The 26,760-nt window shown below is 64.5% G+C and carries 25 protein-coding genes, 1 tRNA gene and 1 pseudogene; 11 read left to right on the top strand and 16 right to left on the bottom strand.

Annotated features, from left to right (window positions below; translation table 11 throughout):
• Nucleotides 1-33: 33 nt before the first annotated feature.
• Nucleotides 34-1,221, bottom strand: a complete 1,188-nt coding sequence (locus F7R11_RS14580; RefSeq protein ID WP_021195698.1) for an acetylornithine transaminase — start codon at nucleotides 1,219-1,221, stop codon at nucleotides 34-36.
• Nucleotides 1,222-1,499: 278 nt separating this feature from the next.
• Nucleotides 1,500-2,549, bottom strand: a complete 1,050-nt coding sequence (locus F7R11_RS14575; RefSeq protein ID WP_064804669.1) for a CDP-6-deoxy-delta-3,4-glucoseen reductase — start codon at nucleotides 2,547-2,549, stop codon at nucleotides 1,500-1,502.
• A gap of 84 nt (nucleotides 2,550-2,633) precedes the next feature.
• On the opposite strand from F7R11_RS14575, the gene F7R11_RS14570 reads away from it, so the two are divergent.
• Complete coding sequence (locus F7R11_RS14570) at nucleotides 2,634-3,644, top strand: NAD-dependent epimerase/dehydratase family protein (RefSeq protein ID WP_082932840.1); 1,011 nt, start codon at nucleotides 2,634-2,636, stop codon at nucleotides 3,642-3,644.
• Between the two features lies 1 nt (nucleotide 3,645).
• A complete protein-coding gene (locus F7R11_RS14565; protein ID WP_064804667.1) occupies nucleotides 3,646-5,325 on the top strand; it encodes a sensor domain-containing diguanylate cyclase in 1,680 nt (559 codons plus the stop codon).
• A 4-nt stretch (nucleotides 5,326-5,329) separates the two neighbouring features.
• Here the strand turns inward: F7R11_RS14565 and F7R11_RS14560 are convergent.
• The 3 genes and pseudogenes from F7R11_RS14560 to F7R11_RS14550 all read right to left on the bottom strand — a co-directional run.
• Nucleotides 5,330-5,686: pseudogene (locus F7R11_RS14560) on the bottom strand (CBS domain-containing protein); the annotation flags it as partial.
• On the bottom strand, nucleotides 5,617-5,913 hold the full coding sequence (locus tag F7R11_RS14555) for a hypothetical protein (RefSeq protein WP_064804661.1): 297 nt from the start codon (nucleotides 5,911-5,913) through the stop codon (nucleotides 5,617-5,619). The pseudogene F7R11_RS14560 and the gene F7R11_RS14555, both read right to left, overlap by 70 nt.
• A gap of 4 nt (nucleotides 5,914-5,917) precedes the next feature.
• Nucleotides 5,918-6,370 carry a MarR family winged helix-turn-helix transcriptional regulator gene (locus F7R11_RS14550; protein WP_064804659.1) on the bottom strand — a complete coding sequence of 151 codons (453 nt, stop codon included), beginning with the start codon at nucleotides 6,368-6,370 and terminating at the stop codon, nucleotides 5,918-5,920.
• A 241-nt stretch (nucleotides 6,371-6,611) separates the two neighbouring features.
• Here F7R11_RS14550 and F7R11_RS14545 point away from each other — a divergent pair, with 241 nt between their 5' ends.
• On the top strand, nucleotides 6,612-7,808 hold the full coding sequence (locus F7R11_RS14545; protein WP_064804656.1) for an MFS transporter: 1,197 nt from the start codon (nucleotides 6,612-6,614) through the stop codon (nucleotides 7,806-7,808).
• Nucleotides 7,809-7,829: 21 nt separating this feature from the next.
• A complete protein-coding gene (gene dkgB / locus F7R11_RS14540) occupies nucleotides 7,830-8,636 on the top strand; it encodes a 2,5-didehydrogluconate reductase DkgB (protein WP_064804654.1) in 807 nt (268 codons plus the stop codon).
• A 78-nt stretch (nucleotides 8,637-8,714) separates the two neighbouring features.
• Here the strand turns inward: dkgB and F7R11_RS14535 are convergent, their stop codons facing one another.
• The 10 genes from F7R11_RS14535 to F7R11_RS14490 all read right to left on the bottom strand — a co-directional run bounded on the left by F7R11_RS14535 (nucleotide 8,715) and on the right by F7R11_RS14490 (nucleotide 18,419).
• Nucleotides 8,715-9,584, bottom strand: a complete 870-nt coding sequence (locus tag F7R11_RS14535) for an ion transporter (protein ID WP_064804652.1) — start codon at nucleotides 9,582-9,584, stop codon at nucleotides 8,715-8,717.
• Between the two features lie 80 nt (nucleotides 9,585-9,664).
• The gene (locus F7R11_RS14530; RefSeq protein ID WP_064804650.1) at nucleotides 9,665-10,474 is read right to left on the bottom strand and encodes a TlpA family protein disulfide reductase; all 810 of its coding nucleotides are present in this window, start codon (nucleotides 10,472-10,474) and stop codon (nucleotides 9,665-9,667) included.
• Nucleotides 10,475-10,570: 96 nt separating this feature from the next.
• Entirely contained in the window at nucleotides 10,571-12,430 is a 1,860-nt protein-coding gene (ilvD, locus tag F7R11_RS14525; protein WP_064804648.1) for a dihydroxy-acid dehydratase, read from the bottom strand.
• A gap of 179 nt (nucleotides 12,431-12,609) precedes the next feature.
• Nucleotides 12,610-13,248 carry a LysE family translocator gene (locus F7R11_RS14520; RefSeq protein WP_064804646.1) on the bottom strand — a complete coding sequence of 213 codons (639 nt, stop codon included), beginning with the start codon at nucleotides 13,246-13,248 and terminating at the stop codon, nucleotides 12,610-12,612.
• 80 nt (nucleotides 13,249-13,328) lie between these two features.
• Nucleotides 13,329-14,171 (bottom strand): AraC family transcriptional regulator, encoded by an 843-nt coding sequence (locus F7R11_RS14515; RefSeq protein WP_064804644.1) that lies wholly within the window; start codon nucleotides 14,169-14,171, stop codon nucleotides 13,329-13,331.
• 114 nt (nucleotides 14,172-14,285) lie between these two features.
• Nucleotides 14,286-14,370 (bottom strand) — tRNA-Leu (locus F7R11_RS14510).
• Between the two features lie 70 nt (nucleotides 14,371-14,440).
• A complete protein-coding gene (locus F7R11_RS14505) occupies nucleotides 14,441-15,325 on the bottom strand; it encodes an NAD(P)-dependent oxidoreductase (protein WP_064804642.1) in 885 nt (294 codons plus the stop codon).
• 26 nt (nucleotides 15,326-15,351) lie between these two features.
• Nucleotides 15,352-16,233: a PhzF family phenazine biosynthesis protein gene (locus F7R11_RS14500; protein WP_064804640.1), complete on the bottom strand. Its 882-nt coding sequence runs from the start codon at nucleotides 16,231-16,233 to the stop codon at nucleotides 15,352-15,354.
• Between the two features lie 33 nt (nucleotides 16,234-16,266).
• Nucleotides 16,267-17,445 (bottom strand): ABC transporter substrate-binding protein, encoded by a 1,179-nt coding sequence (locus F7R11_RS14495; RefSeq protein WP_064804638.1) that lies wholly within the window; start codon nucleotides 17,443-17,445, stop codon nucleotides 16,267-16,269.
• A gap of 32 nt (nucleotides 17,446-17,477) precedes the next feature.
• Nucleotides 17,478-18,419, bottom strand: a complete 942-nt coding sequence (locus F7R11_RS14490) for a CysB family HTH-type transcriptional regulator (protein WP_021195680.1) — start codon at nucleotides 18,417-18,419, stop codon at nucleotides 17,478-17,480.
• A gap of 161 nt (nucleotides 18,420-18,580) precedes the next feature.
• Between F7R11_RS14490 and F7R11_RS14485 the strand changes: the two genes are divergently transcribed.
• From F7R11_RS14485 to cobA, 7 genes are all read left to right on the top strand, one after another.
• On the top strand, nucleotides 18,581-19,354 hold the full coding sequence (locus F7R11_RS14485; RefSeq protein WP_021195679.1) for a sulfite exporter TauE/SafE family protein: 774 nt from the start codon (nucleotides 18,581-18,583) through the stop codon (nucleotides 19,352-19,354).
• Between the two features lie 143 nt (nucleotides 19,355-19,497).
• Nucleotides 19,498-21,159 (top strand): nitrite/sulfite reductase, encoded by a 1,662-nt coding sequence (locus F7R11_RS14480; RefSeq protein WP_064804636.1) that lies wholly within the window; start codon nucleotides 19,498-19,500, stop codon nucleotides 21,157-21,159.
• A gap of 17 nt (nucleotides 21,160-21,176) precedes the next feature.
• Nucleotides 21,177-21,725, top strand: coding sequence for a DUF934 domain-containing protein (locus tag F7R11_RS14475; protein ID WP_064804634.1), 549 nt, complete (start codon nucleotides 21,177-21,179; stop codon nucleotides 21,723-21,725).
• The gene (locus tag F7R11_RS14470; protein WP_064804632.1) at nucleotides 21,722-22,525 is read left to right on the top strand and encodes a phosphoadenylyl-sulfate reductase; all 804 of its coding nucleotides are present in this window, start codon (nucleotides 21,722-21,724) and stop codon (nucleotides 22,523-22,525) included. The genes F7R11_RS14475 and F7R11_RS14470 overlap by 4 nt, the downstream gene beginning before the upstream one ends.
• Before the next feature lie 10 nt (nucleotides 22,526-22,535).
• A complete protein-coding gene (gene cysD / locus F7R11_RS14465) occupies nucleotides 22,536-23,486 on the top strand; it encodes a sulfate adenylyltransferase subunit CysD (protein WP_064804630.1) in 951 nt (316 codons plus the stop codon).
• A gap of 2 nt (nucleotides 23,487-23,488) precedes the next feature.
• A complete protein-coding gene (locus F7R11_RS14460; protein WP_064804628.1) occupies nucleotides 23,489-24,796 on the top strand; it encodes a sulfate adenylyltransferase subunit 1 in 1,308 nt (435 codons plus the stop codon).
• Between the two features lie 68 nt (nucleotides 24,797-24,864).
• Nucleotides 24,865-25,671 carry a uroporphyrinogen-III C-methyltransferase gene (gene cobA / locus F7R11_RS14455; RefSeq protein ID WP_064804626.1) on the top strand — a complete coding sequence of 269 codons (807 nt, stop codon included), beginning with the start codon at nucleotides 24,865-24,867 and terminating at the stop codon, nucleotides 25,669-25,671.
• A gap of 7 nt (nucleotides 25,672-25,678) precedes the next feature.
• Here cobA and F7R11_RS14450 read toward each other — a convergent pair whose 3' ends face one another.
• Nucleotides 25,679-26,695 carry a zinc-dependent alcohol dehydrogenase family protein gene (locus tag F7R11_RS14450; protein WP_064804624.1) on the bottom strand — a complete coding sequence of 339 codons (1,017 nt, stop codon included), beginning with the start codon at nucleotides 26,693-26,695 and terminating at the stop codon, nucleotides 25,679-25,681.
• Between the last annotated feature and the right edge of the window lie 65 nt (nucleotides 26,696-26,760).

Genomic DNA, 26,760 nt, shown 5'->3' with positions numbered 1-26,760 from the left:
CGTTGCGCGCCGCCCCGGGTGATGCGTTGAAGCTTAAGCGTGCGCCTTGAGCAAGGTACGCAGCATGCCGATCATCGTGTCGATTTCTTCGGTCGTCACGTTCAGCGCCGGCATGAAGCGCAGGATGTTCGGGCGCGGCGCGTTGAGCAGTAGGCCCGTCGGGTTCATCTCGCGTGCGGCTTCGACCAGTTGTCCGCCGATGTCTTTGCCGAGCAGCAGGGCGCGCAGCAGGCCGTTGCCGCGTTCGCCGGCCAGGCCGAATTCTTCCGACAGTTGCAGCAGTTGCTTGCGCAGGTAGGCGCCGCGCTCCTCTACACCGGCCAAGAAGCCCGGGGCCAGCAGTTGTTCGATCACCGAGCAGCCGACAGCCGTCATCAGCGGGTTGCCGTTGTAGGTGCCGCCCTGGTCGCCGGCTTCGAAGCTGGCCACCTCATCCGTGCACAGCAGGGCCGACAGCGGCACGCCGCCGCCGATGCCCTTGCCCAGCGTCATGATGTCCGGCTCGATGTTCGAGAGCTGGTAGGCGAAGAGGGTGCCGCAGCGGCCGCAGCCTGCTTGGACTTCATCGACGATCAGCAGGATCTTGTGCTTCTTGGTCAGCGCGCGCAGTTGCTGCATGAACTCCGGCGTGGCCGGCAGTACGCCGCCTTCGCCCTGCACCGGCTCCAGCATCACGCCGACCGTCTCGTCGGTGATCAGCGCTTCCACCGACGCGATGTCATTCAGGATTGCCTTCGGGAAGCCCGGCACCTGCGGCGCGAAGATGGTGTCCCAGCCGGCCTTGCCCGATGCGCTCATGGTGGCGAGCGTGCGGCCGTGGAAGCTGTGGTCGAACGTGATGATCTGGAACGCGCCGTTCTTATGCTTCTTGCCCCACTTGCGCGCGAGCTTGATGGCGCCTTCGTTGGCTTCGGCGCCGCTGTTGGCGAAGAACACCTTGTCGAAGCAGCTGTGCGCGGTCAGCAGGCCGGCCAGCTTGGCCATCGGCTCGTTGTAGAAGGCCGGGCTCGGGTTGATCAGCTTCTTGGCCTGTGCGTTGAGCGCTTCGATCATGCCGTCGTTCGAATGGCCGAGGCAGTTGACGGCCCAGCCTTGCACGAAGTCCAGGTATCGCTTGCCGTTGTGATCCGTCAGCCACGAGCCCTTGCCTTCGGTGAAGACGATCTCGGGCCGGTTGGTGATGTACATCAGGGACTGGACGGGGTAGTCAGCAAACGCCATGGCAGAAGCTCCAGAAAAAGGCGGCAGGAAGATGAAAAACTAGAAAAGCGCTGGTTGGAAAAAGACAAAGGCCACGGGGGTTGCCCCGTGGCCTTGTGATCGTCGAATCCTGTGAACCCGATATGCAATCAGCAGACAGCCGCGCGGCTTCCCGGAGGGAGCAACGTACGGCGGCGTCGGAGGTGCAGGGCTTGGTTCATAAGGCGCAAGAATAAGACGGATGCCAAGTCAAGTCAAAACGAAATTTCGACCCGGTTTGGATTTGTGCAACGGTTAGCTCAGCCAGCCGGGTGCAGGTCCGCCTCCGAGGTGAACGAGTCCGCAAAGAACGCATCCGGGTGCATCTGGCACTGGGCGGCAAAGTCCGCGCGGGCCGAGTTGATCACAACCGGCGCACCGCAGGCGTAGACCTCGTGGTTGGACAGATCCGGGTGGTCGGCCATCACGGCCTGGTGGACGAAGCCGGTGCGGCCGGTCCAGGCGTCTTCGGGCAGGGCGTTGGAGACCACCGGCACGTACGTGAAGCCCGGGATCGTGCGCGCCCATTCCTCGGCCTTGGCATGCATGTACAGGTCTTGCGGGCGGCGGCCGCCCCAGTACAGCGTCATCGGGCGCTGGCTGCCGATGAACTGGGCGTGCTCAACGATGGCCTTGATGGGCGCGAAACCCGTGCCCGAGGCCAGCAGGATGATCGGCTTGTCCGATTCTTCACGCAGGAAGAAGCTACCCAGCGGGCCTTCAAAGCGCAGGATGTCGCGCTCCTTCATGGCCGGTGCGCCTTCCTTGGCACCGAACACGTAATCGGTGAACGCGCCGCCCGGCATGTGGCGGATGTGCAGCTCGATCGGGCCTTCTTCGTGCGGCGGGTTGGCGATCGAATAGCTGCGGCGCTTGCCGTCGCGCAGGATGAATTCCACGTACTGCCCGGCCAGGAATTGCATACGCTCGGTGGCAGGCAGTTGCAGTTTGACGATGGTGACGTCCGGCGCGGCCTTTTCCAGCGACGCGACGCGGCACGGGATCTTCTTGATGGGCACATCGCCGGCGCCTTGCACTTCGCGCACTTCAATGGTGACGTCAGTCGCAGGCGTGGCGCAGCAGAACAGCGCGCGGCCTTCCGTGGCTTCCTGGGCGGACAGCGCGTTGGGCGAGTGGTTGCCCTGCACGATGGAGCCTTCGCGTACGTGGCCCTTGCACGAGCCGCATGCGCCGTTCTTGCAGCCGTACGGCAGGCCGATGCCCTGGCGCAGCGCTGCTGCAAGGATGGTCTCGCCGTCTTCGGCCTGGAACTGGCGGCCGCTGGGCAGCACGTTGATCTGATAAGCCATACTACAATTCCGAATATGTTGAAAAGAGTGTCTGGCCGCCAAGGTGCGGCACCTTCAGTGGCGCATCCTGCGGCACGTCCAATCATGACCCCGGCAAGCGCCCGGCCACCTGAATTTACCCAACGCGCCATGTCCCGCCTGGGGCGTCCACGCGTGCTGATCGTCGGCTGCGGTGATGTCGGCCAGCGTTGCCTGACGCTATTGCGCACGCGTTTTCGCGTCTTTGCCGTCACCTCGCGCCCGGAAGGTAGCGCATCGCTGCGCGAAGCTGGCGCCGTGCCAGTTCTGGCCAACCTGGACGATGCCGCATCACTGCGCCGCTTGCGGGCCTTGAGCCCACGCGTGCTGCACTTGGCGCCGCCGCCATCCGCTGGCGATGACGACCCGCGTACCGCCGCACTGGTGCATGCGCTGGCCCGTCCGGGTCAACTGCCCCGAGGCACAAAACAACGCATTTTACCCGACCGGGCGCGTCGGTCTGGTGGCTTGACGGGCCGCTTGAAAACCCGCCTCCAAGCGCGTGCGTTCGTGTATGCGAGCACCAGCGGCGTTTATGGGGATGCGGCCGGCGCATGGGTGGACGAATCCCGCCCGGTCAAACCGACCACTGCGCGTGCTCAGCGCCGCGTGGCGGCGGAACGCAGGGTGCGCTGGTTTGGTGTGGGCGGCGGCTGGCGCACGTCGATTCTGCGCATTCCCGGCATTTATGCCGCTGACCGCCTGCCGGTGGCGCGTCTGCAGCGCGGCACGCCTGCCTTGCGCGCAGAAGACGACGTCTACACCAACCACATTCACGCAGATGACTTGGCGCGCGCGCTGATTGCTGCACTGGTGCGTGGCCGCGCACAGCGCATCGTGCACGCCAGCGATGCCTCCGAGTTGCGCATGGGCGATTACTTCGATGCCGTGGCCGACGCGCGGGGCTTGCCGCGGCCGCCGCGCATCTCCCGCGCTGAAGCCGTTGCGCAGATCGAGCCGTCGCTGCTGTCCTTCATGAGCGAATCGCGCCGACTGCGCAATGCACGGCTGATGCACGAGCTGCGTGTGACGCTACGCTATCCGACCGTGGCCGACTTCTTGCAAGCCGAGGCCTGACATGGCTGCGCCCACGCCTTCGCCAACCCCCGCGTCGACCTCGTCCGAGCGCCGCCGCATTGCGCGCGTTGCACTCTTGCTGGCGGGCTTGGCCGTGGGCGTGGTGCTGTGCTGGGTTGCCGCCAACATGGTGGCCGATGCGATGGGCGCGCGCGATGTGCAGCAGATGGTGGATGCGCGCCGCCAGTTGGCTGCGCAGGTGGCCGAGGGCATGTCGAACCAGATCACCGCTGATGTGGCGCTGCTGCGCGCCATTCCGCAGACGCTCGCGCAGATCGAGGCCATCCCCCGTGCCGTGGACCGTGTCGACACGCGGCGCTGGAACCTGATGGACCAGGGCTCGCGCGCGAAGGAAGCGCTGTCGCATCCGGAGGTTGTCGACACCAGTGCGTTCCTGGGCGCCGCTGCGGGCAATCTTGGGCTGGACTACGTGTGGGTTGTCAACCAGCGCGGCTACGTGGTGCTGGCCAACAACGCGAGCCATGCGGAATCGTTTCTTGGTGTGCAGTCGGCCATGCAGCCGTATATGAAAGAGGCGCTGCAGGGCGGGTTGGGCGAGGAGTTCACCGTGGGCATGGTGACTGCCGTGCCGGGCTTGTTCTTCGCAGCGCCGGTGTACAACGACGCGGGCTATCTGGTGGCGGCGATGGCCACCAAGGTGAGTCTCACGGGCTTGCAGCACTGGGTGTCGCACCCCACGTCGCTGCTGACCGACCCGAATGGGCTCATCATCCTGTCGACCGATGCGTCGCTGGTGGGCAAGATCCTGCCGGACTCACGCCTGCAGCACATGAGCGCAAGCGAGCGCTACAACGCGTATCAGCGTGTCGATTTTGATGCGTGGCCGTATCACCCAACCGGGCCAACGGCGCTGGCACGCCCTGACGTGCCCAACTGGGTGCCGGCGGAGGTGCGCAACGCGCTGACCTGGCGTGATGGCGTGGCGACACCCTCGCTGACCGTGTCGCGCAACGCGAGCGCTGACCTTACGATCATGGTGGCCGAGCCGCTGCCGGCGTGGTCTCAGCAGGTGGCCAACCACGACCGCAATCGTGCGATCGGCTTCTTGCTGTTCGTGAGCGTGTTGCTGAGCTTTGTGCTGGTGGTGTGGTCATTGGTGCGTGAGCGGCAGCATCACCGCCTGACGCGTCACCTGAACCAGCGGCTGCAGCGCACCAACAGCGCACTCGCCAACGAGGCACACTTTGACCACCTGACCGGTGTGCTGACGCGGCGTCGTTTCCTGGCGCTGTTCGATACGGTGCTCACGCGGGCCCACAATCGTGGCGAACCGCTCGTGCTGGTGCTGGCCGATCTGGACCATTTCAAGCGCATCAACGACACGTGGGGTCACGCAGTGGGCGACATGGCGCTACAGCGCTTTGCCTCGCTGGCCACGGGTGCGCTGCGCAGCAGCGATCTTGTCGGCCGCCTGGGCGGCGAGGAGTTTGCCGTTGTGATGGGCCGCACCACGCTGGAGGAGGCCACCGAGGTGGCCGAGCGCCTGCGCGCCGCCGTGGCCGAGCCTGACGAGAACTTCCCCACCGGCCTGACCATGACCGTCAGCATGGGCATGACAGGCTATCGCGCGGGCGACACGGCATCGGAGATGCTCAAACGTGCCGATCTGGCGCTGTACCGCGCCAAAGAGAGCGGGCGCAACCGGCACGTTGCGGGGTGACGACTTAACGCGCTGCCCGGCCAGCGCGCCGGCGCCTCAGCGCTAGCAGCGTGCGCGCGCCAGACAGCGGGCCGCGGCGGAAGCGCTCGCGGCGCTGCGCTTCCTCAAAGAACGCCAGCGACGGCTTGACCAGATCGCTGCGCGACACGATTCCCACCAGCTTGCGCGATTGCGAATCGGCCACCACGGGCAAGCGCTCCAGTCCATGCACGGCCAGGCGTGTGGCGACAATGCGCCAGGTTTCATCCGGCAGGGCCATCACGGGCGCATTGGCGCCAAACAGCCCGGCAATCATGGCGGCGCCATGTTTCTGGCCTGCCAGCAGGGTGTCGCGGTCGAGCGAGCCGACCAGCGCGCCATCAGCCCGACGATCAGCCCGCCAATGACCGGCACCACGATCGCCCACAGCCCCAGCGTGTTGGCCGAAGGCGAATGCTCCGCCAAGGACAGCGTCTGGAAGAAGAACAGGTTGGTGAATAAGCGGATCAGGTTGAGCAGCGCCACCGCCGCCAGCGTGGTGGTGCGAAAGAGCGTCGTGTCGGTCGCGAAATTACGCCGATGCGCGTGCTGATGGGCGACGGTCTGCATGACGCTACTGCTCGGCGGAGGGGTCGACGGGGTGCTCAACGGGTTGTTCAAGGTGGGGAATCTTGAAGGCGCGGCTGAAGGCGGACAGTTCACTCTGGTGCAGTGTGGCCAGCAGCGCGACCAGGCGGTCGCCCTTCTTGCTGAGGTGGACTTCCACTTGGCGGGCGTCGGTGTCGCTCGGGCGGCGTTCGACTAGGCCTGCTTCTTCGCAGCGGGTGACCAGTGCCACCGTGCCGTGCGGCGAGGCCTGCAAGCGCTCAGCCAACTCACCCACGGTCGCCCATTCGCGCCCCGCATAGCCCTTGATGTGCAGCAGCAGCTGGTATTGCAGCGGCGTGATCCCCTCGGACTGGATCAGGTCTTCGGACGCCCGCAGGAAGCGGCGCAGGTGATAGCGGAAATCGGACAGCGTCTCGAAATCCTGCTTGGACAGGGGGCGTGGGGTGGCGGGCGACATAGTGTGGCGATACGTTTCGGGCGGAATATATCGCGATATGACATATATGGGAAAAGTGACGAATAGACCAATTGCAACGTGACGATGCCCTTGGATTGTTGATTGAGATTCAAGAGTCTTTCTTGTCAGACCGGGTTTATGCGTACAGGCAAAGCCAGCACACTCCCGTCATTCCCACGACGCCAAGCGGTCACCCCCGGGGTTATCGCCGTGCGCGTGCTGGTCTTCGGAGCGCACCAACATGAACCCAACCACCCCCTCCACCGAGCGCAGCAGTGCAACACTGCCGCTGCTTGCGCTCGCCGCCGGTGCCTTCGGCATCGGCACCACCGAGTTTTCGCCGATGGGCTTGCTGCCCGTGATTGCCGACGGCGTACATGTGTCGATTCCGCAGGCCGGCATGTTGATCAGCGCGTATGCCATCGGCGTGATGGTCGGCGCGCCGATCATGACGCTGCTGCTGGCGCGCTGGCCGCGCCGCAAGGCGCTGATCGCGCTGATGAGCATCTTCACGATCGGCAACCTGCTGTCGGCCGTCGCGCCGGACTACACGACGTTGCTGCTCGCGCGGCTCGTCACCAGCCTCAATCACGGCGCGTTCTTCGGGCTGGGTTCCGTGGTGGCGGCAAGCCTGGTGCCGCGTGAGAAGCAGGCGAGTGCGGTGGCGACCATGTTCATGGGCCTGACAATCGCCAACGTGGGCGGGGTGCCGGCTGCAACGTGGCTCGGCCAGATGATCGGCTGGCGTATGTCGTTTGCTGCCACGGCCAGCTTGGGCTTGATCGCCATCGCGGGCCTGTTCGCAGCCTTGCCGAAGGGTGAGGCCGGCACGATGCCCAACCTGCGTGCTGAACTCGCGGTGCTCACGCGGCCTGTCGTGCTGGGTGCGCTCGCCACCACGGTGCTCGGCGCCGGTGCCATGTTCACGCTCTACACGTACGTCGCCCCGACGCTTGCGCAACTGACCGGTGCCTCACCCGCGTTCGTGACGGCAATGCTGGTGCTGATCGGCATCGGCTTTTCGATCGGCAACATCGCGGGTGGCCGCCTGGCCGATCGCTCGCTTGATGGCAGCCTGATCGGCTTCCTGGTGCTGTTGATCGTGACGATGCTTGCCTTCCCCATGCTGGCCAAAACGCACCTTGGTGCGGCCGCAGCGCTGCTGGTGTGGGGTGTCGCCACCTTTGCCGTCGTGCCCCCGCTGCAGATGCGCGTGATGCGCGCAGCGGCCGAAGCGCCAGGCTTGGCATCGTCTGTCAACGTGGGCGCGTTCAACCTCGGCAATGCGCTGGGTGCGGCAGCGGGCGGTGCCGCCATCTCGGCAGGCTTTGGTTATGCGGCTGTGCCGATTGTCGGTGCGGTGATTGCGGCGGCGGGTCTGGCATTGGTTGGCCTGCAGGTCACGCAGCGGCGGACGCGCGTGGCCATGAACCCTTGACTTGATTTTACGGAGCATAGGATGAACAAGATTCCCGCTTTCGGTCTCGGCACGTTCCGTCTGAAGGACCAGGTTGTCATCGACTCGGTCCGCAATGGCCTTGAACTCGGCTATCGCGCGATCGACACCGCGCAGATCTACGGCAATGAAGCCGACGTGGGCAAAGCGATTGCCGGCTCAGGCGTCCGCCGTAAAGACCTGTTCCTGACCACCAAGATCTGGGTCGACAACTACGCGAAGGACAAGCTCGTGCCGAGCCTGGAAGACAGCCTCGCCAAGCTGCGTACGGACTATGTCGATCTGACGCTGATCCACTGGCCCGCGCCCAACAACGGCGTGCCGCTCGATGTGTTCATGACCGCGCTGGCGGATGCCAAGGCCAAGGGCCTCACCCGGCAGATCGGTATCTCGAACTTCAACATCGCGCTGACGCAGCAGGCGATCGCCGCCGTTGGCAAAGACGCCATCGCCACCAACCAGATCGAGCTGAGTCCGTATCTGCAGAATCGCAAGCTCGTCGATTTCCTGCGGCGCGAGGGTATTCACGTCACGTCGTACATGACGCTGGCCTACGGCAAAGTGCTGGGCGATCCGGTGATCGGCGCGATCGCGCAGCGGCATCAGGCGACGCCGGCCCAGGTCGTGCTCGCCTGGGCGATGCAGCTTGGCTACTCGGTGATCCCGTCGTCGACCAAGCGCGAGAACCTCGCCAGCAACCTGCTTGCGCAGACGCTGCGTCTTACCGACGACGACATGGCACAGATTGCCGCGCTTGAGCGCAATGGACGTGAGGTCTCGCCCGAGGGTCTTGCCGCGCAGTGGGATTGAACCGCGCATCATCAAAGCAATGAACAAGGCCAAGCAACGCGCTTGGCCTTTTTGTTCTTTAGACGTGTTCCGAGGTAACTAGCCGGACTGCCGGGTAGAAGCGTCCTGCGCATCGCCTGCGGTGGGGGCGTCCGCAACGGGCATCACGCGGCCGCAGCAGGGGCATTGCGGTGCGTCGTGGCCGGTAGAGGGTTCGGCCGGCTGTTGGGGGCGGTGGCGCTCCAGCGCAGTGGCGACGAGTTCTGCACCCATGATGCCGGTGGGAAACGCGATGATGCCGTAGCCGAGCAGGATCGCGCATGACGTGATCAGCCTGCCCAGCGGTGTCTGCGGCGTGAGGTCGCCGTAGCCGGTGGTGCTCATCGTTACCGCTGCCCAGTACACACCCACCGGGATGCTCGTGATGCCGTTCTCCGGCCCTTCCACCAGATAGATCACCGTGCCCAGGATGACCGTAAGCACGAACATGCCGCCGATGAAGACGAAGATCTTGCGGCGTGCACGGGTGAGGGCGCGCATCAGTGCTTGCCCTTCTTCTTGATAGATCGACAGCCCGAGAATGCGGAACACGCGCAGCAACCGCAGCAGGCGCACGTCAATCAGTGCGTGCAAGCTGGGGAAGAAGAACGCGAGATAGGTTGGCAGCACCGACACCAGATCCACGATGCCGAAGAAGCTGCGCGCATAGGCGACGGGCTTGGGCGCGGTGAGCAGGCGGAACAGATATTCCGCCGTGAACAGCAGCGTGAATGCCCACTCGGCCACGTATAGCGCGCGGCCGTACGGGGCATGCAACTCCTGCACGCTGTCGGCCATGACGACGAGCACGCTGGCTACGATCAGCCCCAGCACCACGATATCGAGATTGCGTTGGAACCGTGCCGGGCTGACGGCATCGCTTGCGGCGTGGCGCACGATGCTCACGAGTTTTCGGATCGATGTCTTCATGCGCCCGACTGTAGAAGGCACAAGTCGTAACGCATATCAGAATTGACTGATTTGACGGTGCCCCGCCGCGTCAACGGGCCCTAAGGCTGGAGACGATGCTCCACCACGTCTTTGAGGCGCGCGGCGGTGATCTCACCCATGTGCGAATCGACCAGCTTGCCCTGGGCATCGAAGAACAGCGTGGTCGGCAGCCCACGTGAGCCGAAGGTCTGCATCGCTTCTGATAGCGGGTCGAGCAGCACGTGGTCGAATGACAGCCCTTGCTGCGCCAGGAACTGCTGCACGGTGGGCGCCTGCTCTCCTTGATTGACCATTAGGAAGACCACCCCGGGGTGGTCGGATTGCGCCTGGGCGAGGATCGGCATCTCGCGTCGGCAGGGCGGGCACCAACTGGCCCACAGGTTCAGCACGACGGGTTTGCCGATGGGCTTGTCGAACGACACCGCCGATCCGTCCATCCCTTCAAGCTGCAATGCAGACAGGGATGGCGTGGCACGCTGCAGCGTCGCCAAGGTGCCTTGTGCTGCGGCCCACGCCAGCATGCCGGCGGCAATGCCGATCAGGGCTGGCCGGCGCAGTGCGCGCGCATGATGCGATTTCCACAGGACGAGTGCAACGGCGGCCGGCAGCCCGATCCACCAGTCGAATCCGCCGTCACCGATCGCGAGGATGGACCTGGGCGTGGCGAGGTACTCTGGCCACCAGCGTGCGACGTAGCCAAGGCGTGCGGCAATCAGGCCAACGAGCAAGGCGTCGAGCAACAGATGGGCTGCTGTCTTGCGCGGGCTGTTCGGCTCAGCACGCTGCATGGATCGCGCAACGAGCCAAGCGATCAAAGCTGCCAGCACCACGACAATCACGTGCACGGAGAACGGGCCAACACTCATCATGGGGAAACCTGCAGTCAGGGTGGGGTAGGCATCAACAAAGAAAAAAGCCGCTCCGGAGAGCGGCTTTGGCAACTGGGCATATAGCCCGTCACCACATCAGTCGTCCAGCAGCGACAGGTCGCGCACGGCGCCCTTGTCAGCCGACATGACCAGCTTGGCGTACGCCTTGAGCGCAGCCGACACCTTGCGCGGACGCGCCTTGGCGGGCTTCCAACCCTTGGCGTTCTGTTCCTCACGGCGGCGCGCCAGCTCTTCATCGCTCACCAGCACGTTGATCGTGCGGTTGGGGATGTCGATGCGGATCTTGTCGCCATCGCGCACGAGGCCGATCGCGCCACCCGCAGCCGCTTCCGGCGAGCAGTGGCCGATCGACAGGCCCGACGTACCGCCCGAGAAGCGGCCGTCCGTCAGCAGCGCGCAGGCTTTGCCCAGGCCCTTGGACTTGATGTAGCTCGTCGGGTAGAGCATTTCCTGCATGCCGGGGCCGCCCTTCGGACCTTCGTAGCGCACGATTACCACGTCGCCGGCCTTGACCTTGTCGGCCAGGATGTTCTCGACCGCTTCGTCCTGCGATTCGGTCACGTGCGCCGTGCCTTCAAACACCAGGATGCTGTCGTCCACGCCGGCGGTCTTTACCACGCAGCCGTCGAGCGCGATGTTGCCCGTCAGCACGGCCAGGCCACCTTCCTTCGAGAACGCGTGCTCGTTCGAGCGGATGCAGCCTTCTGCGCGGTCCAGGTCCAGGCTCGGCCAGCGCGTGTTCTGGCTGAACGCCACCTGCGTCGGAATGCCGGCCGGGCCTGCACGGTAGAACGTCTGCACGGCTTCGTCCGAGGTGCGGACGATGTCCCACTGGTCCAACGCGTCTTTCAACGTGGGCGCGTGCACGGTCGGTGCATCGGTATGCAGCTTACCGGCGCGGTCCAGCTCGCCCAGGATGGCCATGATGCCGCCCGCGCGGTGCACGTCTTCGATGTGGTACTTGTTCGTGTTCGGTGCGACCTTGCACAGCTGCGGCACGACGCGTGACAGGCGATCAATGTCGGCCATCGTAAAGTCGATCTCGGCTTCCTGCGCAATCGCCAGCAGGTGCAGGATCGTGTTGGTCGAGCCGCCCATGGCGATGTCCAGCGTCATCGCATTCTCAAACGCCTTGAAGCCCACCGAGCGCGGCAGCACGCGCTCGTCTTCCTGTTCGTAGTATTCGCGAGCCAGCTCAACGATGCGGTGGCCGGCGCGCTTGAAGAGTTGCTCGCGGTCTGCGTGCGTGGCGACCACGGTGCCGTTGCCCGGCAGCGAGAGCCCCAGCGCCTCGGTCAGGCAGTTCATCGAGTTGGCCGTGAACATGCCCGAGCACGAACCGCACGTCGGGCACGCCGAGCGCTCGACTTCCGCCACTTCCTCGTCGGTGTACTTGGTGTCGGCGGCGATCACCATCGCGTCAATCAGGTCGAGCTTCTTGATCTCGATCGCCTTGGTGACCGGGTTGGCCAGGCGCGTCTTGCCCGCTTCCATCGGGCCGCCCGACACGAAGATCACCGGAATGTTGAGGCGCATGGCGGCCATCAGCATGCCCGGGGTGATCTTGTCGCAGTTCGAAATGCAGACCATCGCATCGGCACAGTGCGCGTTGACCATGTACTCGACGGAGTCGGCAATGATCTCGCGGCTCGGCAGCGAATACAGCATGCCGTCGTGGCCCATGGCGATGCCGTCGTCCACGGCAATCGTGTTGAATTCCTTGGCGACGCCGCCCGCGGCTTCGATCTCGCGCGCGACGAGCTGGCCCAGATCCTTCAGGTGCACGTGGCCGGGCACGAACTGGGTGAACGAGTTGACGACCGCGATGATCGGCTTCTGGAAGTCTTCGTCTTTCATGCCGGTGGCGCGCCACAGCGAGCGCGCACCTGCCATGTTGCGGCCGGCGGTGGATGTTTTGGAACGGTATGCGGGCATTGTGGGTACTGAAGAAGGTCGATTGTGGGATCGGGCCACGCGGATAAAGGCCCTCGCGCGCCCGTGCGATCAACCTCTTGAGCCGCGCCCGGGGCAAAGACTTTCATTATCCCACGTCTATCCGGAGCGCTGTCTTCAGCCAACGTTCTTGCGCCTCCGTACAAAGCGCTTCGGGAGGCCTACCGGCGTAGAAGGACAATCATGACGCCCAGCGCGAGCAGGATCAGAACAACGCCCGAAATGCGCTCCAGCCAAGGTAGCGTCCGCGTGAAGCGTCGCAACACGGTCTGGTTACCGATCAGGATGGCGATCAGCAGGTCCCACAGCAGCACTGCGCTGAACATCCATGTCCCGTAGATCAGCTTCCAGCCAACGCTGGCGTGCGGCCCGGTCAGCATTGCGGCCAGGCTCGCGTAGAACAACGCGTTTTTCGGATTGAAAATGCCCGAGAGAAAACCCACGCTGGCCGCGCGTAACCACGCCACAAGCGGTTGCGTGAAGGCTGCGCGACGGCCCGAGACCGACACCTCCAACGTGCTGCTGCCGGCATGGCGCACGAACAGCACACCGAGATAGAGCAGGTAGGCGCATCCGGCCACTTGCAGCACAAGGAACAGCATCGAGTCAGGCCGAAACGCGGCCGTGCCCGTGAACGCGGCAACGATGAACACGCCGTTGGCCAGCGCAATACCCATGCATGCGCCACTGGCCACGCACCAACCGGCCGATAGTGAGGTTCGGGCGATCAGGAAGAAGTCAGGGCCAGGGGAGAGCAGCGCTAGGAAATGCGCTGCGGCGATGATCAGGAACTGCTCCATCTGGGGCACACGTGCGAGTTGTTTTCCGCAGTGTGCTGACGACGGCGTTTTCTGTATTGAAGGAAATTGCAATCGCAGTGTTATGGGCGAAAGCTGCCTGGCGTGGCGCCCGCATGCGCCTTGAAGACCCGTTGGAAGTGCGCTTGATCGGCAAAGCCCAGGTATTGCGCCACGTCCGAGAGGCTGTTCCCAGCGCGTATCGACTCCCTGGCCAGGTTAATTCTGTGGTTGAGTTGCCAGGCATGCGGCGTCATGCCCGTGACGGCGCGGAAGGCGCGAATTGTTTGATAGCGGCTTAAATCCGCCAGGCGCGCCAGCGTCTCCAGGGGCACGTTGGACGCAGGCGCTGCCCGCAGGCAGTCCAGTGCGGGTTCGATCTGCTTGGCCAAGTGCTTGGGAATGCTGGGGGTCTCGATGCGCAAGCCTTGTTCGGTGTCGCAGTCGCCAATGAACTCGACTAGCGCCGCTTCTTTGGCGCATGGGCTGGCTTCGGAGAACAGCAACGCGTTGAGCTGACAAAAGCGCGCATAGACGGTCGGCGCGGTAACGATGTGCACGGACTCGGCGTCGACGGGGTTGGCCTGGACATACTCCTGCCTGAGCGCTCGCAGCCAGTCGGCATCCAGGTGCAGCATCTGGTAGCTCCACGCTGTGTTGGGGGCTGGGTTGCAGGCATGTACGCGCGCGGCGGGCACGAACACCAGCGTGCCGGGATGCAGCGCGACTGGGCCATCGGCCGCGCCGGTGAATAGGCTGCTGCCGTCATCGACCGCCCCGATGGAGTAGGTCGGGTGGCAGTGCGGCTTGTAGCAGGCACGGCTATGGCAGGCGCGGCGGCTCTCGACGAAGGGCATGGCAGGGTCGTGCCAGAATGCCTGGGTCGAATCGCGACTCGACTTCGTGCGGAATGGAGTGGCCGGCATAGTGGGAGCCTCGGCGAGGTGGGTTGCGTTTCGTGACAACGGCTCGTATGGCCCCGCGACACCCTGCACAGAATGAAAAAGCCGCTTCTGAATGAACAGAAGCGGCTTGGAATCTGGTGCCCGAGGCCGGAATCGAACCGGCACGCCTTGCGGCGGGGGATTTTGAGTCCCCTGCGTCTACCAATTTCACCACTCGGGCAGGTACAGCTGAGCCAGTCATTATGCCAGAAGTCCGGCCAGCCAAACAAGGCAGGGCGGAAGGAGCGCAGTCAACCCGCTTTTTGCGCGTTCTGCAGCTCAAGCACACGCAGCAGCGACGCCGTATCGTCATACCCCCAGCCGTTGGCGACCAGCGTGTTGAGTTGCGAGGCCACCAGCTCCATTGCCGGCATTTGCAGGCCCAGTTCCTGAGCAATTTCACGTACGAGACCGAAATCCTTGTCGTGCAGGCGCGCTTCGATGCCGGCGGCAAAGTTGCGCTCCGCCATCTTCGGCCCTTCCATGTCGAGCATGCGGCTGCCGGCAAAGCCTGGGCCGATGGCGGCCAGCACGCGCGACGGATCAGTGCCCTGGGCGCGCGCAAACAGCATGGCCTCGGCGATGCCCTGGATGTTGATGACCTGCACGATCTGGTTGCACGCCTTGGCAACCTGGCCCGAGCCATGGCCGCCGATGTAGGTGATGGTGGTGCCCAGCAGTTGCAGCAACGGGCGCACGCGTTCGAGCACCTCCGGCTTGCCGCCCACCATGATCGACAGCGTGGCCTTCTGCGCGCCGCCCGTGCCACCGGAGACCGGCGCATCGAGGAACTCCAGCCCTGCGGCTTCCAGCTCGGCTGCAATACGGCGCGTGGCCACGGCGGAGATCGTGCTGTGGTCGATGCACACCGCGCCGCGCGGTGCACCGTTGACAACGCCATCGGGCCCGAGCAGCACGCCTTCCACATCGGCGGTGGAGGTGACGTTGGTAAAGATGACCTCCGCGTCGCGCGCCGCTTCAGCAGGCGTGCTGCACGGTTCGGCGCCGATGGCGCGGGCGTTGTCGGCAGCTTCCGGGCGGCGCACATAGGCGCGCACGGTGTGCCCGGCGGCAATCAGGTGCTGGACCATCGGCGTGCCCATGTTGCCGAGGCCGATGAAGGCGATGCGTGTCATGGCAAGTCTCTGAAGAAGTATTGGCGCTATTCGATGTCTACGATGGTGCTGCGATCAACATGTGCAGCACCGCCAACCATGAGGAGGGAGACCCCGGCATCGTTGGTTTCCAAGTCAATCTGGATCAGGCTGGGGGAGGGCGGTTGCATCAGCCAACCTTGCTCGATGCGGATCTGCCGGTCTGCGATGCCGAGGTGATCGTGGAGCAGGCACGCAAGCGGGCCTGCCGCGGTGCCGGTTGCGGATTCCTCGGGAATGCCGTAGCGCGGCGCAAACATGCGCGCGCCAGCATGCCGGCCAGGCTCACGGGTTGACTGCGAGAACACGTAGTAGCCAATCAGATTCAATGCTTGGCTGACGGCCTCTACTAGGGCGAAGTCGGGTGTCAGCGAGGCAACGGTGTGCTCATCTGGCAGGTGCACCATGAGAAATGCGTTGCCCGTATTGACGACAGTGAGGCCGTGCGTGTTTGAAATCCGGCCCAGAGGCAAACCAAGGGTGGCCGCCACCCGCTGCGCAAGTTCGGATGTCAGGGCGATGCTGTAGTAGGTCGGTGCGCGCTGCTCCATATACACAGCGTTCGCGCTGACCTGGATGTGGCGAATCCCGTCGACGGTTTCCTTGGTCAGCGCGCCGAGCGGAACCAACCCGCGCGCTCGCAAGAGCGAAAACGTGGCAATGGTTGCGTGCCCGCAATGCGCAATCTGCTGGGTTGGCGTGAAGAACTCTAGCTTGACCGTGGCGCGTTCCGATGTGGAGACAAACGCGGTTTCAGACAAGCCGATGCGTTTTGCAACCGCCAATTTTTGCGGGGTGGTCAAACGGTCCGCATTGATGACAACGCCAGCGGGATTGCCTCCGGAGCGTTCGTCGACAAACGCGTTGACGATATGAGCTTCGATCTGCATGAAAGGGTTTGAGCGGATGCGTTGTGCTCGTGCTTAGCGCGGGCCCGCGTAAGCAAAGCGGCCGTTCTTGATGATGCCCATCACGCGCGAGCGTTGGTCGAACCCCTGGTGATCCTGGGCATTCAGGTTCAGCACGCCGTTGGGCACGGTCAGGTCACGCGTGGTTTCGAGCGCATCGCGCAGGGCGGCGCGGAAGGCCGGGGTGCCAGGTTGTGCGCCGGTCTTGAGCGCACGAGCCGTAGCGTTGTCGAGCAACTGCCAGGCGCCCCAGGCATCGCCCGCAAATTGCGTGACGCTGTTGGGGCCGTACTTGGCTTCGTAGCGATCGGCAAATTCCACGGCCACCTTGCGTACCGGATGGCTGGCCGGCAGCTCGCGTGCCACCACCACCGGGCCGGTTGGGAAGAGGGTGCCTTCCACGTCCTTGCCACCCACCTTCAGGAACTCCGTGCTGGCGATGCCGTGCGTCTGATAGATGCGGCCCTTGTAGCCGCGCTCGACCAGGGTGCGCTCGGGCAGGGCAGCCGGCGTGCCGGCGCCGGCAATCAGGATGGCGTCCGGTTTGGCGGCCATCAGCTTGAGCGCCTGGCCGGTGACGCTGGCGTCTGTGCGGGCAAAGCGCTCGTTGGCGACGACCTTCAGCTTGCGCACGTCGGCCAGCTTCGAGAACTCACGCCACCAGCTCTCGCCATACGCATCGGTAAAGCCGATAAAGCCGACCGTGTGCACGCCGCTATCGGCCATGTGCTGTGTGACGAGCGTCGCCATCTGCGAGTCGTTCTGCGGCATCTTGAAGGCCCAGCGGCGCTTGGCGTCCTGCGGCTCGACGATCGAAGCCGATGCCGCCAGCGTGATCATCGGTGTCTGTCCTTCGGCCACGGCATCAAGGGATGCCAGCGCCGTCGGCACGATCGTCGGGCCGACGATCACGTCCACCTTGTCTTCGGCGATCAGCTTGCGCACGTTGCGCACCGCCATTGACGGGTCGGACGCATCGTCCAGGATGATCACCTGCGCGCGCTGCCCACCAATGGTGGCAGGCCACATCTGCACGGTGTTTTTGCTGGGGATGCCGATGGCCGCAGCCGGGCCGGTGGTCGACAGCACCACACCCACACGGATGTCGGCTTGGGCGGGCAGGGCGGTCATGGCAATTGCGGCAGCGCTCGCAAAGAGCGCCACGCCACACAACAGGCGACGTCGGGTCGTCATGCAATCTCCGGAAAATTCAGGTTTCAGGCGAATCAGAGCTCGTAGGCTTCGTGCTCGCCGGACATCAGTTGTTCGACCAGCTTGCGTGTGAGTGCCGGGGCAAACAGTTCGATGAAGGTGTAGACGAAACCGCGCAGATACGCGCCCTGCTTGACGCCCAGGTGCGTGACATTGGTGCCGAACAGGTGCCCGGCCGGAATGGCGCGCAGGTTGCGGTCGCGCTCGGGGTCAAAGGCGACGCCGGCTACGATGCCGACGCCCAGGCCCACTTCCACGTAGGTCTTGATGACGTCAGCGTCGATGGCCTCCAGCACGATGTCCGGCTTGATCTGGCGTAGCTCGAAGGCATGGTCGATCTTGGGCCGGCCGGCAAAGTGCTGGTCGTACGTGATGAGCGGGTATGCCTTCAGGTCTTCCAGCGTCAGGTGCTGGCGCGAGAGCAGCGGGTGATCGGGTGGCGTGACCACCACGTGCTGCCACTGGTAGCCCGGGATCGAGATCAGGTCCTTCACATGCGACATGCCCTCGGTGGCAATGGCGATGTCGGCTTGGTCGTGCAGCACCATCTCGGCGATCTGCGCGGGCGTGCCCTGCTGAATAGAAAGGCGCACCTTGGGGTACTTGCGGGTGAATTCAGCAATCGCCTTCGGCAGGGCATAGCGCGCCTGCGTGTGGGTGGTGGCGATCGTGAAGTTGCCCTGATCCTGGGCCGCGTAGTCTTTGCCCACGCGTTTGAGGGTTTCAACCTCTTCCAGCACGCGCTCGACCGAGGCCAGGATGCGGCGGCCTGGCTCCGTGAGACCCCGGATGCGCTTGCCGTGCCGTGTGAAGATGTCGACACCCAGCTCTTCCTCCAGCTCGATAATGGCCTTGGAGACGCCTGGTTGTGATGTATAGAGCGCTTTTGCCGCTTCGGTCAGGTTGAATTTCTGCCGCACGGCCTCGCGAACGAAGCGAAATTGGTGAAGGTTCATGGCTGGCGATCGAATGCAAGAAAAGCGAGCGATCAGATCGTTACTTATAACCGAGCCCATATAAACAAACAATTTTTTATTGGTTTGGGATATGAGGCCACTTCATTACGATGCTCGAACTTCGTGATAACACGCCCTCACTGTCCCTTTTCCCCCGCGCTATGACGCTCGCCTATACGGTTTCCGGTTTGCTGGTCGGCCTGTTGGTCGGCCTGACGGGCGTTGGCGGCGGTTCGCTGATGACGCCGCTGCTGACGCTGATGTTCGGCTTCTCGCCGGCCACCGCGGTGGGCACGGATTTGGCGTTTGCGTCGCTGACCAAGGGTGTGGGCACGATTGCGCACCGCAGCCACGGGCATATCCGCTGGGACATCGTCAAGCGCCTCTGCCTGGGCAGCCTGCCCGCTGCGCTAGTGACGGTGATCGTCTTGAAGAGCGCCGGCAACCTGGATGCCGAGTGGATGCGCCTCATTCGCCTGACGATCGGCGTGTCGGTCATCCTGACGGTGATCTCGCTGCTGTTCCGCCAGCGCGTGCTGGGCTGGCTGGCCGCCAACCCGCGCTACCGCCTGCAGGGCACGGCGCTGGCCGTGGCGACCATCGTCGTTGGCGTGGTGCTGGGCGTGCTGGTGACGGTGTCGTCCATTGGCGCCGGTGCCGTGGGCGCGACGCTCATCCTGATCCTGTACCCCGAATTGAAGAGTGCCGAAGTGGCCGGCACCGATATCGCCTATGCCGTGCCTCTGACCGCCGTGGCGGGCCTCGGCCATATGTACCTGGGCACGATCGACTGGAACCTGCTGGCCTCGCTGCTGGTGGGCTCGATCCCGGGTATCTGGCTGGGGGCGCGCCTGTCGAAGAATCTGCCGGAACGTCTGGTGCGCGGCGCGCTTGCCGCCACGCTGACGGTCACGGCCATCAAGCTGGTGTCGTGATGCGGGACGCTATGCCGATCCGGTCCATGCCGACCCTGCTTGGTTGTTGTTGCTGTCGTTGAATCGACGGCAACAGCAACACAAAGAATCGTTTCCCCCAATTGAATCGCACGCCGGCACAGACCGGATTGGACTGAACAGTCATGTACCAATACGACGCTTACGATCACCGCCTTGTCGCCGACCGCGTCGAGCAGTTCCGCGACCAGGTGCGCCGCCGTATCTCGGGCGAACTGACGGAAGAAGAATTCCTGCCGCTGCGCCTGCAGAACGGCCTGTACTACCAGCGCCACGCCTACATGCTGCGCGTGGCGATTCCGTACGGCCACCTGCGTGCCAACCAGATGCGCATGCTCAGCCATATCGCCGCCGAGCACGATCGCGGCTATGGCCACTTCAGCACGCGCCAGAACATCCAGTTCAACTGGATCAAGCTGGAAGAGGTGCCGAACATCCTGAGCAAGCTGGCTTCGGTGGAAATGCACGCCATCCAGACCTCGGGCAACTGCATCCGCAACATCACGACCGACCAGTTTGCTGGTGTGGCGCCGGATGAGGTGATCGACGCGCGCCCGCTGGGCGAAATCCTGCGCCAATGGTCGACCTTCATCCCCGAATTCGCGTTCCTGCCGCGCAAGTTCAAGATTGCCGTGTCGGCCTCGCGCGAAGACCGCGCTGTGACGCAGCTGCACGACATCGGCGTCTACGCCTATGAGAAGGACGGCCAGACGCTGCTGCGCATCCTGGCTGGCGGCGGCATGGGCCGTACCCCGATCCTCGGCGCGATCATCAAGGAAGACCTGCCTTGGCAGCACCTGCTGTCGTACATCGAAGCCGCTGTGCGCGTGTACAACCGCCATGGCCGCCGCGACAACAAGTACAAGGCGCGCATCAAAATTCTCGTGAAGGCCATCGGCGCGGAGGAATTTGCCCGCCAGGTGGAGGAAGAGTGGCAGCACATCAAGGACGGCCCGTCGACCATCACGCAGGCCGAGTTCGACCGCGTAGCGCAATGCTTCGCGCCGCCCGCGTATGAAAAGCTGGCCGATACCGACGCTGGCTACGAGAAGGCCCTGCTGGAGAACAAGGCGTTCGCGCGCTGGGTGAGCCGCAACGTGCATCCGCACCGCGTGCCGGGCTATGCCGCCGTCACGCTGTCGCTCAAGCCAGGCGCTGCATTGCCCCCGGGCGATGCGACGGCCGAACAGATGGCACTGGTGGCCGACTGGTCCGAGCGCTTCGGCTACGGCGAACTACGCGTGGCGCACGAGCAAAACCTGATCCTGCCGGACGTGAAGAAGCACGATCTGTTCGACCTCTGGCAACTCGCCAAGGAACACGGCATGGCCACCGCCAACATCGGCCTGCTGACCGACATCATCGCGTGCCCGGGCGGCGATTTCTGCTCGCTGGCCAACGCCAAGTCGATTCCCATCGCACAGGCGATTCAAGCGCGCTTTGACGATCTCGATTACGTGCACGACCTGGGCGAGCTGTCGCTCAACATCTCGGGTTGCATCAACTCGTGCGGCCATCACCACGTCGGCAACATCGGCATCCTGGGTGTCGATAAGCACGAAGAAGAGTGGTACCAAGTGTCGCTGGGCGGCGCGCAGGGCAACGACTCGGCGATCGGCAAGATCATTGGCCCGTCGTTCAAGGCAGAAGAAATGCCCGACGTGATCGAACGCATCATCGACACCTTCGTCGCCAACCGCACGGAAGACGAACGCTTCATCGACACCTACAACCGCATCGGCATGGCCCCGTTCAAGGAACGTGTCTACGCCCGTGAAGAAGCCTAACGCCGAGGGAAACGAACATGAGCAAGATCATCAAGCTGCAAAACGGTGCCCCGCAAATCGTGGCCGATGAATGGACGGTGCTGCGTGCACCCGAAGGTGGTGAACTGACGCAAGCCGATGTGGATGCCGCCACGCACGCCATCGTGCCGCTGGCCTTCTGGCAAGCCAATCGCGACGCGCTGCTCACGCGCGCCCGCGCCGGCACGCTGGCCGTGTGGCTGGCTCCGGACGACGAGCCGTTCGCGCTGGAAGCTGACCTGCCGAACCTGCCGCTGGTAGCGGTGGATTTCCCCGTCTTCCGCGATGGTCGCGGCTACAGCACGGCGTTCCTGCTGCGCCAGCGTCTGGGCTTCACGCGTGAGCTGCGCGCCATCGGCGACGTGCTGCGCGATCAGCTCGACTTCATGCGCCGTTGCGGTTTCGACGCCTACGCCGTGCGCGCCGACAAGAGCATCGAAGATGCGCTGCACGGCTTCGGCGAGATCAGCGTCCGCTACCAGGGTGCCATTGACGAGCCGCGCCCGCTGTTCCGCCGCGAGCGTGCACCCGAAGCGAGCGCGGCATGAGCGATCTGCAAGAAGCTGCTGTGTCCGAAGTGCCGGTGTTCGCGATCGGGCGCCCGGTGCTCTGGACGCGTCCCGCCTACACCGGCACGGCTGAAGCCCTGGCTGCGAAGGAAGCCGCGCTGCTCGAGCGCCTGGCCGAGATTGCCGCCAAGCACGGTGTGGCAAAGTTCGCCACCAGCCTGGCCGCTGAGGACATGGTCGTGACGGATGCGATTCTGCGCAGCCCCGAAGCTGTGCGCGCGCACCTGCCGATCTTCACGCTGCAGACGGGCCGTCTGCATGCTGAGACGCTGGCGATGCTGGACCGCATCCGCGAGCACTACGGTTATGCGATCGAGCAATACGCGCCGGACGCCCGCGCAGTGGAAGCCTACGTGCGTGACAACGGCCTGAACGCGTTCTACGACAGCATCGAGCTGCGCAAGGCCTGCTGCAACATCCGCAAGGTGGTGCCGCTGAACCGCGCGCTGAAAGATGCCGACGCGTGGCTCACGGGCCAGCGCCGCGAGCAGGCCGTCACCCGTGGCGAACTGTCGTTTGCCGAAGACGACGAGGCGCGCGGCATTGCCAAGTACAACCCGCTGTTCGATTGGTCCGAGCCCGAAGTCTGGGCTTACCTCGAACAACATAACGTGCCCACCAACGCACTGCATGACAAGGGCTATCCCAGCATCGGCTGCGAGCCCTGCACGCGCGCGGTGCGTGCTGGTGAAGATGTCCGCGCCGGCCGCTGGTGGTGGGAATCGCGCGACAGCAAGGAATGCGGTTTGCATGCGGCCAACGTGTCGCACAAAGCTTGAGGAAATGAAGATGGGTGTGATGAGCGAAATCCCCGGCACGGCACTGACGCCCGTGCAGAACGAGCACCTCGACTGGTTGGAAGCCGAGTCGATCTACATCATCCGCGAGGTGGTGGCCGAGTGCCGCAACCCGGCGCTGCTGTTCTCGGGCGGCAAGGATTCGATCGTCATGCTGCACCTGGCGCTCAAGGCCTTCCGCCTGGGCGACCGCAAGATCGATCTGCCGTTTCCGCTGGTGCACATCGACACGGGCCACAACTACCCGGAGGTGATCCAGTTCCGCGATGAGCAGGTCGCCAAGCTGGGCGCGCGCCTCGTGGTCGGCCATGTGGAAGACTCCATCAAGCGCGGCACGGTGCGCCTGCGCAAGGAAACTGATTCGCGCAATGCTGCACAGGCCGTCACGCTGCTGGAAACGATCGAATCGCACGGCTTCGACGCCCTGATGGGTGGCGCCCGCCGCGACGAAGAGAAGGCGCGCGCCAAGGAGCGCATCTTCTCGTTCCGCGACGAGTTCGGCCAGTGGGACCCGAAGGCCCAGCGCCCGGAACTCTGGAGCCTGTACAACGCCCGCATGGCGCAAGGCGAACAGATGCGCGTGTTCCCGATCTCCAACTGGACCGAGCTCGACGTGTGGCAGTACATCGCCCGCGAGAACCTCGCCCTGCCGCCGATCTACTACGCGCATCAACGTGAAGTCGTGCGCAAGAACGGCCTGCTGGTGCCCGTGACGCCGATCACGCCCAAGGCTGACGGCGATGAAAGCGAAGTCCTGTCGGTGCGCTTCCGCACGGTGGGCGACATCAGTTGCACGTGCCCGGTGGCGAGCACCGCCGCCACGCCGGCCGAGATCATCGCCGAGACGGCCATCACCGAGATCACCGAACGCGGTGCCACGCGCATGGACGACCAGACGAGCGAAGCCTCGATGGAAAAGCGCAAGAAGGAAGGGTATTTCTGATCATGAGCAACCAAACATCGCACCAAGGGCTGCTGCGCTTCATCACCGCTGGTTCGGTCGACGACGGCAAGAGCACGCTGATCGGCCGTCTGCTGTACGACAGCAAGGCCGTGCTGACCGACCAGCTGCAGGCGCTCACGCGCGCCAAGAACAAGCGCACCGCTGGCGAAGACATCGACTTTTCGCTGCTGACCGACGGCCTGGAAGCCGAGCGCGAACAGGGCATCACGATTGACGTGGCGTACCGCTATTTCTCGACCGCGCGCCGCAAGTTCATCATCGCCGACACGCCGGGTCACGAGCAGTACACGCGCAACATGGTGACGGGCGCCTCGACCGCGCACGCCGCCATCATCCTGATCGACGTCACGCGCGTGACGACCGTCGACGGCAAGGCTGAGCTGCTGGCCCAGACCAAGCGCCATTCGGCCATCGTCAAGCTGCTGGAGCTGCAACACGTGATCGTGGCCGTCAACAAGATGGACCTGATCGACTACAGCGAAGCGCGCTTCAACGAAATCCGCACCGCTTACGATGCGCTGGCCACCCAGCTCGGCTTGCGCGATGTGCGCTACGTGCCGGTGTCGGCCCTGCGCGGTGACAACATCGTGCACGCCTCCGAAGCCATGCCGTGGTACCAAGGCGAGCCGCTGCTGGCGCTGCTGGAAGACCTGAAGGTGGAAGAGACGGCGCCGACTGGTGACGATGCGCTGCGCTTCCCGGTACAGCTCGTGGCACGCCAGGATGGCTCGCAGGCCGATGATTTCCGTGGCTACATGGGCCGCGTCGAGGCCGGCACCGTGCGCGTCGGCCAGGCTGTGCGCGTGCTGCCCGCCAACCGCGAGACCACCGTGGCCGAAGTGCTGACGCCGAACGGCGCGGCTGATTCCGCTGGCCCCGGCGAGACCATCACCGTGCGCCTGGCGGACGATGTGGACATCTCGCGCGGCGACACCATCGTTGCAGCACCCACCACGGCCGCCAACGCCGCCAAGAAGCTGCATGCCGATCTCTGCTGGTTCGACGAACATGAGCTGAACCCGGCCCGCAAGTACGTGCTCAAGCACACGACCGCCACCGTGTTTGCGCGCGTGTCGGAAGTCGAGCGCGTGCTGGACGTGCATACGCTGTCGCACGAAACTGGCCGCAAGCAGATCGCGCTGAATGACATTGGCACCGTCAATATCAGTCTGCAGAAGCCGATCGTCTGCGATGCGTATGGCGACAATCCGGCCACGGGCGCATTCATCCTGGTGGACGAAGCGACGCACCATACGGTGGCAGCAGGCATGATCCGTGCGTTTTCCTAAAGTGAAGGGGCGCCGCATGTCGCAAACTCGCCTGCGCCCCGCAGGAAAAAGCAAAGGAAGCTAGGCAAATGGAAGCGAAGACCCACAAGACACTTGGCCACGTGAGCCTGATTGGTGCGGGCCCCGGCGCCGCGGACCTCATCACGGTGCGCGGTGCACGGCTGTTGGGCGAAGCCGAGGTCGTGCTGCACGACGCACTGGTCTCGCCCGAGGTCTTCCAGTATTGCCCGCAGGCGGTGCTGATTGCCGTCGGCAAGCGCTGCGGCAAGCGCTCGACCGCGCAGCGCTTCATCAATCGCCAGCTCGTCGATCTGGCGACCAAGTACCAGCGCGTGGTGCGCCTCAAGGGCGGTGACCCGATGTTGTTTGGTCGTGCGGATGAGGAACTGCAGGCGCTGGAGCAAGCCGGTATCGACTACGAAGTCGTGCCGGGCATCACCGCAGCACTGGCAGCCGCATCCGCCATTCGCCAGCCGTTGACCAAGCGCGGCGTGGCGCGCAGTGTGGCCTTCGTCACGCAAGCCAAGGCCGCCGACCCCGATACGCCGCTACCCGAGGGTGTGACGCCCGAACCGGTTGCGCAGGCCGATTCGCTCGTCTACTACATGGGCCGCGATCAAGCCGCGTCGATCGCAGCAGACCTGCTCGCCCGTGGCCGCGCACCGTCGACGCCCGCGTGGGTGGTTGAAGCCGCCACCACACCCGAACAGCGCTCGGCGTGCTTCACGCTGCAGCAGATGGCCGAAGGTGCTGCGGCCGCGTGGATCAACCCTGAACACCCAAGCCTGCTGATGATTGGCGACGCGTTTGCCGCGCGCGCAACTAATGCTGCGCCGGAAGTGTTTTCCAGCGAGTCCCACGTTCTGGCCGCCTGAGCATCGCTTAGAACGCCAGCGCGATTTTCCCAAAGACTTTCCCGGCTTCCATCACCCGGAACGCCTCCGACGCGTCTTGCCACGGCAGCACCTGATCGACGATCGGGTGCAGGCCGTGCAGCGCCAGCGCCCGGTTCATCGCCTCAAACGACGCCCGCGAGCCGACCGATGCCGGCCGGATCACCGCCTTGCGCGCGAAGATTTCCAGCGGGCTCACGCCGCCCTCACGCCCAGCCAGATAGCCGACGAGGTGGATCTGCCCGCCCACCCGCAACGCCTTCAGTGAGCGCTGAAACGTACCCCCGCCACCCACTTCGATGACGTGATCGACGCCGCGGCCGTCCGTACGCGCGAGCACCGCTTCGTGCCAGTCCGGCGTGGTGCGGTAGTTGATCGTGTCGGATTCGGGCACGCCAAGCGTCTGCACGCGTTCCAGCTTTGCGTCGCTGCTCGACAGCACGATGGGCCGCGCCCCGGCCATCAGCGCGAACTGCACCGCGAACATCGACACACCGCCCGTGCCCTGCACGAGCACCGTTTCGCCGGGCTGCAGGTTGCCCGCTTCGATCAGGCAGTGCCATGCGGTGAGCCCGGCGCAGGGCAGGGTGGCGGCTTCGGTATCGCTCAGGTGCGCTGGCACCACTACTGCGCCGCCCGCATCCAGGCGGATGGTGTCGGCCAGCCAGCCGTCGATGGGGCCGCCGAGCATGCGGCGTGTGTCGGCGTTGCGAAAGTCGCCGCCGTCCCAGCGCTGCCAGAACGTACCGGCGACCCGATCGCCGGGGCGCACACGTGTCACGTTGTCGCCAACGGCCACCACCTCGCCCACACCGTCCGACAGCGGAATCAGCGGTAACGGATAGCGTGTGAAGAACTTGCCGGAAACGATCTCCAGGTCGCGGAAGTTGAGAGAGGCAGCGCGCGTGCGCACGATGATTTCGTCGCGGGCGGGCGTGGGGTCATCGCGCTCGATGGTGCGCAGGGCGTCGATGCCGTAACCGTCGGTCAGTGCCAGGGCTTTCATGGTGTCCTCGTGGTGGGTGGGGGAGGAAAGCAACGCAAAAGCGCGTCTGGCGATACTGTGGCCTG

Source organism: Ralstonia insidiosa (assembly GCF_008801405.1).
In the GTDB taxonomy this organism is placed as follows: domain Bacteria; phylum Pseudomonadota; class Gammaproteobacteria; order Burkholderiales; family Burkholderiaceae; genus Ralstonia; species Ralstonia insidiosa.
The sequence above is the reverse complement of the archived record's forward strand: the minus strand, read 5'-3'. Positions and strand labels throughout refer to the sequence as shown.